General features: G+C 26.1%; 7 protein-coding genes. 4 read left to right on the top strand and 3 right to left on the bottom strand.

Annotated features, from left to right (window positions below; translation table 11 throughout):
- Positions 1–1,040, top strand: a 1,040-nt coding sequence (locus Q0138_RS09225; RefSeq protein ID WP_297983812.1) for an ATP-binding protein, incomplete at its 5' end; no start/stop codon positions are given.
- Positions 1,041–1,209: 169 nt separating this feature from the next.
- Here the strand turns inward: Q0138_RS09225 and Q0138_RS09220 are convergent.
- The 3 genes from Q0138_RS09220 to Q0138_RS09210 form a co-directional block, all read right to left on the bottom strand.
- Positions 1,210–1,917, bottom strand: a complete 708-nt coding sequence (locus Q0138_RS09220; RefSeq protein ID WP_297983808.1) for a DUF116 domain-containing protein — start codon at positions 1,915–1,917, stop codon at positions 1,210–1,212.
- 93 nt (positions 1,918–2,010) lie between these two features.
- Positions 2,011–2,475, bottom strand: coding sequence for a hypothetical protein (locus Q0138_RS09215; RefSeq protein ID WP_297983805.1), 465 nt, complete (start codon positions 2,473–2,475; stop codon positions 2,011–2,013).
- A gap of 274 nt (positions 2,476–2,749) precedes the next feature.
- Entirely contained in the window at positions 2,750–2,908 is a 159-nt protein-coding gene (locus Q0138_RS09210; RefSeq protein ID WP_297983802.1) for a hypothetical protein, read from the bottom strand.
- A 366-nt stretch (positions 2,909–3,274) separates the two neighbouring features.
- On the opposite strand from Q0138_RS09210, the gene Q0138_RS09205 reads away from it, so the two are divergent.
- The 3 genes from Q0138_RS09205 to Q0138_RS09195 all read left to right on the top strand — a co-directional run bounded on the left by Q0138_RS09205 (position 3,275) and on the right by Q0138_RS09195 (position 5,198).
- Positions 3,275–3,664, top strand: coding sequence for a hypothetical protein (locus tag Q0138_RS09205; RefSeq protein ID WP_297983799.1), 390 nt, complete (start codon positions 3,275–3,277; stop codon positions 3,662–3,664).
- Positions 3,665–3,849: 185 nt separating this feature from the next.
- Positions 3,850–4,524: a hypothetical protein gene (locus Q0138_RS09200; RefSeq protein ID WP_297983797.1), complete on the top strand. Its 675-nt coding sequence runs from the start codon at positions 3,850–3,852 to the stop codon at positions 4,522–4,524.
- Between the two features lie 128 nt (positions 4,525–4,652).
- Entirely contained in the window at positions 4,653–5,198 is a 546-nt protein-coding gene (locus Q0138_RS09195) for a translationally-controlled tumor protein (RefSeq protein ID WP_297983794.1), read from the top strand.
- The last annotated feature ends 333 nt before the right edge of the window (positions 5,199–5,531 follow it).

The following is a 5,531-nucleotide window of genomic DNA, read 5'->3' as shown; positions in this document are numbered from 1 at the left end:
CCAATTATGAATATCCCTTTGAAGCTATACGTGAAGCGCTTGTTAATGCTTTGGCGCATAGGGATTATACAATTCAAACAGCATCAATAACATTCTATATCTACCCAGATAGAATTGAAATTAAAAGTCCTGGCAGATTAGTTTATCCTTTAAAAGTTTCTGAATTGGAGGAAAATAAACCTATTCATAGAAATGAAACATTATCAAGGATATTTTCAAAAACAATATATATGGAGCATGTTGGAACTGGAATTAAACGTATGAAGGATGAAATGAAAAGATTTGGTCTAGAAGAACCTGAATTCATGGAGTCCGGAGAGTTTTTCAAAGTAATCTTTAGAAATAATGTAAACGGTATTTTAAATGATAGGCAAAGAATCTTCTTAAAATCCAATATTAATGAAATCACTACACAGGAATATATGGACATGTTTGAAATATCAAGAAATACTACTGTTAAAGATTTAAATCAACTTATTGATGGAAAATATATTGAATTAACAGATTATAAAAAGCAAATTAACTATAGCTTTTTAATGAATTTGAATTTTAGCTCTAACATAGCAAATAGTGATTATTTTGCTTCAATTGGAAATAGAGATATTGAAGATACATGTTATTTAGGTACATGTATAATTTATTTTAAAAAAAAAGATTCAGTGAAAAAAATGTCTCAAGAAGAATTTATTGATTTTAAAAAGGATTTCGAGGAATTTAAAAAGGATTTGGAAAATAGCAAGCCTATTTTTGAAGATGATTTTCTGGAGTTTTCAGACTTTGATAATCTTTTAGAAAAAGATAATGGTCTTGAGAATGAGATTGACAGCCTTATATTTGAAGAAAGCTCAAGCAATCAGTTTCCTGAAATTGCACTTGAAACCGATGATATTTTAATGAAATTGATTATAAAAAAAGATTATTCTAAAATAAAAGATATAAAAAATAGAAAAAAAGAGTTTTTTAAGGATTTAAAACTCTTTATTGAGGAATTTGAAGCATCAGGTGAATCAGATGACTTGATGGAATTCTATGAAAAATAAATTTTTAATTATTTGCAATTTACAAAAATTATAATTGTTTAATAATTTTTTAAGCAGTTTTTGTTTTTCTTTTTCTTTAAGAGTTATTTTTTTTTAAGAAGTTTTTTTTCTTATTTTTTTTAAGAGTTATTTTTTTTTTAAGAGTTATTTTTTTTAAGAGTTATTTTTTTTAAGCAGTTTTTATTTCTTCTTTTTCTTCTTTTTCAGATTTTTTAAGCTCTTTCTCTTTTTCACGATATTCATAATATCCTATTTTTTCCAAAACATTGCCTATATCAACTCTTGTTTCAAAACATCCTGAATTTGAAAGAAGAACTCCCTGAGGTGCAAAATCTGATAATGCCATCATGGTTTGATTCAAGTCAACATGACATGCAACACCTAAAACTGCCTTGAATTTGTTTTGCTGAACGATTTTTTTAACAAAACTTGAACCTGGAACAATAAAAACCTTGTATCCCATAGGTTCTGCCTTTGATTTGATTGTACCGATAGCACATTTTCCACAATAGGTACATTTGATTCCACTTTCCTTAAGGCTTGCTTCACATTCTGCAGATCTAAGGCAATGTGGAAGAACAATTATCTTTTCTTCAGGTGGAATTGAATCGAATTTAGGTTTATTTACTTTATTTCTTACTTCAATACCGATGTGATCAATCAAATCTTCATCAAATCCTAAATATTTCGCTAAACTCTTTAAAGGAGAGTAAAAAACATTGATTGCATATATAATCAGTGATGGAAATACTAATTTATTTTTCCTTAATAGGATTATTCCTAATATAAGTGAAATAATCAATAGGATAAATATTATAACTATTAAAATTATTACTCCTTCACCAATGATTTGGAATGCTTGTTCATGAAATAACATAATTGTCAGCTTTAAAGATTTTTTTTTAATTAGGTTTTGATTTGTTTTTTTAATAAAAATGTTCTTTTATAGTTTTTTTTGCTTTTGATTAATTTAAAATGGTTCTATTTTATAGTTTTTGACTTCCCCTTCGATAATTACGCCGTCTTCAGATTTAATTATGTTTAGGCCGGATAAGCTGTCGCAGGAACATAGAATGTCCTGTTCAGGATGTGTTCCAGGAACGATTCCACAGTCCAGTCTAACATTTTCACCAACTGATAAAACCATTTTAAGTCTTTTTGAACTTGGATGGTCCTTTGGAAGAACAAGAATTGGAGATTCAATGTCTCTTGTCAGATATGCAAGGGATCTTATTCCCTTTTCATATTTTTCTCCAAGATTAAAAGAAGAAACAGCTATTAAATCATCTTTTTCAAGGTATTGAACAATTTCATCATTGTCTGGAGTTCCTATAAAAAGCATTTTGTCTTCTCCAGCCTTGATGATGCCTACCATTCCACTTTCTCCAAGAAGAAAAAGTATTTCATCTTCGCTAAATTTAATTTCCCTTTTCATGGTATCAATAATTTTTAAAGTAAAACTAATAAAAAAAGTAAAGAGTGAAATTATTAAAAAGTTTAAATTTTAATATTATTAAATTAATTTATATTTTAAGTTAATATTTAATTAAAATCAATTAAAATCAATTAAAATCAATTAAAATCAATTAAAATCAATTAAAATTTTATTAAAATCTTTGAGTAAATTAAAAATAATTAAATAATTAAAATAATTAAAATTAAAACTAATTAAAATAATATTATTTAAGTTTTTAAACTAAATTAATAATTTATTTCTCTTTAGATTCTACGTTGTCGCTTTGACAAGAAGGACAGATAACTTTTTTACCTAATCCTTTAAATTCATTTCCACAGTCAAGACATTTATATTTTTTAGTTTTCAATTTTTTCATTGAAAGATCGGCCATTGGGCCTCCAGAACTACACATCTTTTCACCTTGAAAATAATTTTTTATAACTATATATAGTTATACATAGAGTTATGTTATTTTTAATATTTATATATTTTAATCTTTCTTTACCAGTTTAATTATCAGTATTTTTAGTTTTTAATAAATTTTCCAGCGAAATTATTATTCTTTTATTATTCTTTTATTATTCTTTGAGTATTTTTGTCTGCTTTTTAACTTTTTATAAAAAATAAGCTTTTTTAAATAGGTTTTTTCTTTTTATAATCGTAATGGTTAAATAAGATATTGACAAAATATTTAATTGAATAAAAATTTAGTCATACGTAAATTTTTAATTTTAGATAAATAAGATTTTTTTGAAAATAGATTACTTGAGGTGAACTAATGGAATCAAATGAAATTAGCCCATTTGTAACTTTGAAAAAGGTTCGTGATGGTGAAACAATTGAAATGGAACAGAAATTTATTAAAGTGAGAACTAGTTCCAATAAAATAATGGCAGTTCATTATAAAGCACCTATGGAAAGAACAATTGAATTGGAGATGTTTTTTGAAAACTTCAATAGCATTGAAAGATTAAATTTTGATATAGGTGGAACCGGTGACATCGGTGTAAGTTTCAGAGGTCTTATTGACGGTAAGGACAGTAGCTTACCTGAAGATTATGATTATAAAATCCTTATGTTGGAAGAGCACAAATGTCCAAGTAAGGTAGAAATAAAGAATATAAAAAGAAGTTCTAAATTCAGACCAAACTTTACTTTAGCTAAATAATTCTTTTTATTTTTAAATTTTCTTTATTTTTATTTCTTTTTTATTATTTTAAATCTTTTTTAATTCTTTTTTAATTATTTTTTAATATTTTTAAAAATAATTAATATTAATAATGATAAGAAAGAAATTAATATTATAATTTTTTAATTTAAAAAAAATTTTTCTAAAATTATGGAGGAAAAATAATGAATAAAAAGATTATTGGAATTGTCATTGCTCTAATTGCAGTTGTTTTAGCCGTAATCGGTGGAGCTTATGCCTTTGATTTATTCGCAGCTCACACTGATTTTGATAATCAATTTATGAGCGGTACATTCCAAGGTGAAGTAAGTGTCAACAAGGTTGAAAAGTCCAAATATTCTAATTGGACAGCATCCTATACAGAAAAGGATAAAAATATCACTTATAATATGTCTTGTGTAAAACAAGGTTCATTCATTACAAATTTGTATATGTTACAAGGTATGGCAGCTCCTGAAACCCGTAACTTTAATGGGGTTGACTGGAAAATATTCTATTCCCAGGCTGTTCCTTCAACAAATGATACAAATAATTCATCAAGCAATTCCAGTGAAACATCTGATATAATTGATGTTTACATCTGTGAAGCGGATATAAATGACACAACTTATATGATTAATGTCATGTCATATGGAAATGTGACTCCATGTGACGGTTCCCTATATTGTGACTTGTTTAAGAATGATATTGAACCTTTGCTTAACAGTGTAACTTTAAAGGATGCTAAAAAGGCTCCTCAAATGTATAAATTATTAAATATGACTAAAGATGAATTTGAGCAAGCAAATGATCAGATTAATCAAATCCTAGCAGGAAATGTAACTGTTGAAGAGCAATAGTTTTATTCTTTTTAAGAATTAGAATGTTTTATTTTTATATTCTTAAAAAGGATTATTATTCTTTTTAATGATTAATTTATTTTTATTAATATAAATTATTAAAATTTATTAATTTTTATCATTTAAAGATGAGAATCTTTAAGGATGTATTAACCGGCGATGAAATGACTTCCGATACTTTCGAGATGACATCAGAATATGAAGATGCAATTTTAAAAATTCCTTCAAAAAACAGACCAAAAGACGATTTAGGTGATGTCGATATTGGATGTGGAAATGCTTTTGGCCAACCAGAGGAAGCACCTGAGGAGGCTCCAGCCCAAGGTAATGTGGAGATGGTTCTTGATGTTGTTGCAAATCATGATTTAAAACAAGTTAATATGAGTAAAAAAGAATTTATGGCTTATATTAAAGACTATTTCAAGAAAATTATTGCTTATTTGGAAGAAAACGGAAAAAAAGACAGAGTTGAAGGATTCAAAAAAGGAGCTCAAGCTTTTATTAAATTCATTGTGCCTAAATATGATGATATTGAACTTTATACTGGAGCCAATGGAGAAAATGATGAAGGTGAAATTGTTGGAAGTGTCGCAATCTCCTATTGGGAAGATGACACCGCCAAAGGACCCATGTTCTACTTTTTCAAAGATGGATTAAAAGATGAAGCTGTTTAAATATCAATATTTAAATATAAGAAATATTTCTTATCAAACAATATATTCTTAAAAGAACTTAATTTATTCAAAACTTTCAAATTCGATTTTTTATTATTAAAAATATTATCTGTTCATTAATAGTTATGAAAATAAAGAAAAAATAGGAGCATCATAAATATTGCGAAAAATAATAAATAAATATTTATTTGTTTTAATTAAATAAATTAATTAAAATAAATAAATATTCTTTACTATAAAACTTAAAATATATTTAAATAAATAATATTTTTTAATATTATTTAAAATAAATGGGGATTGGGGATTGGGGATTGGGGATTGGGGATTGGGGAT

The organism is uncultured Methanobrevibacter sp., from assembly GCF_937906425.1.
In the GTDB taxonomy this organism is placed as follows: Archaea; Methanobacteriota; Methanobacteria; order Methanobacteriales; family Methanobacteriaceae; genus Methanobrevibacter.
The sequence above is the reverse complement of the archived record's forward strand: the minus strand, read 5'-3'. Positions and strand labels throughout refer to the sequence as shown.

Bases quoted from the DNA above. Each gene is read 5' to 3' on its own strand.
- Q0138_RS09220 (WP_297983808.1), bottom strand. From the start codon at position 1,917: ATGTTATTTCATGAACAAGCATTCCAAATCATTGGTGAAGGAGTAATA.
- Q0138_RS09215 (WP_297983805.1), bottom strand. From the start codon at position 2,475: ATGAAAAGGGAAATTAAATTTAGCGAAGATGAAATACTTTTTCTTCTT.
- Q0138_RS09210 (WP_297983802.1), bottom strand. From the start codon at position 2,908: ATGTGTAGTTCTGGAGGCCCAATGGCCGATCTTTCAATGAAAAAATTG.
- Q0138_RS09205 (WP_297983799.1), top strand. From the start codon at position 3,275: ATGGAATCAAATGAAATTAGCCCATTTGTAACTTTGAAAAAGGTTCGT.
- Q0138_RS09200 (WP_297983797.1), top strand. From the start codon at position 3,850: ATGAATAAAAAGATTATTGGAATTGTCATTGCTCTAATTGCAGTTGTT.
- Q0138_RS09195 (WP_297983794.1), top strand. From the start codon at position 4,653: ATGAGAATCTTTAAGGATGTATTAACCGGCGATGAAATGACTTCCGAT.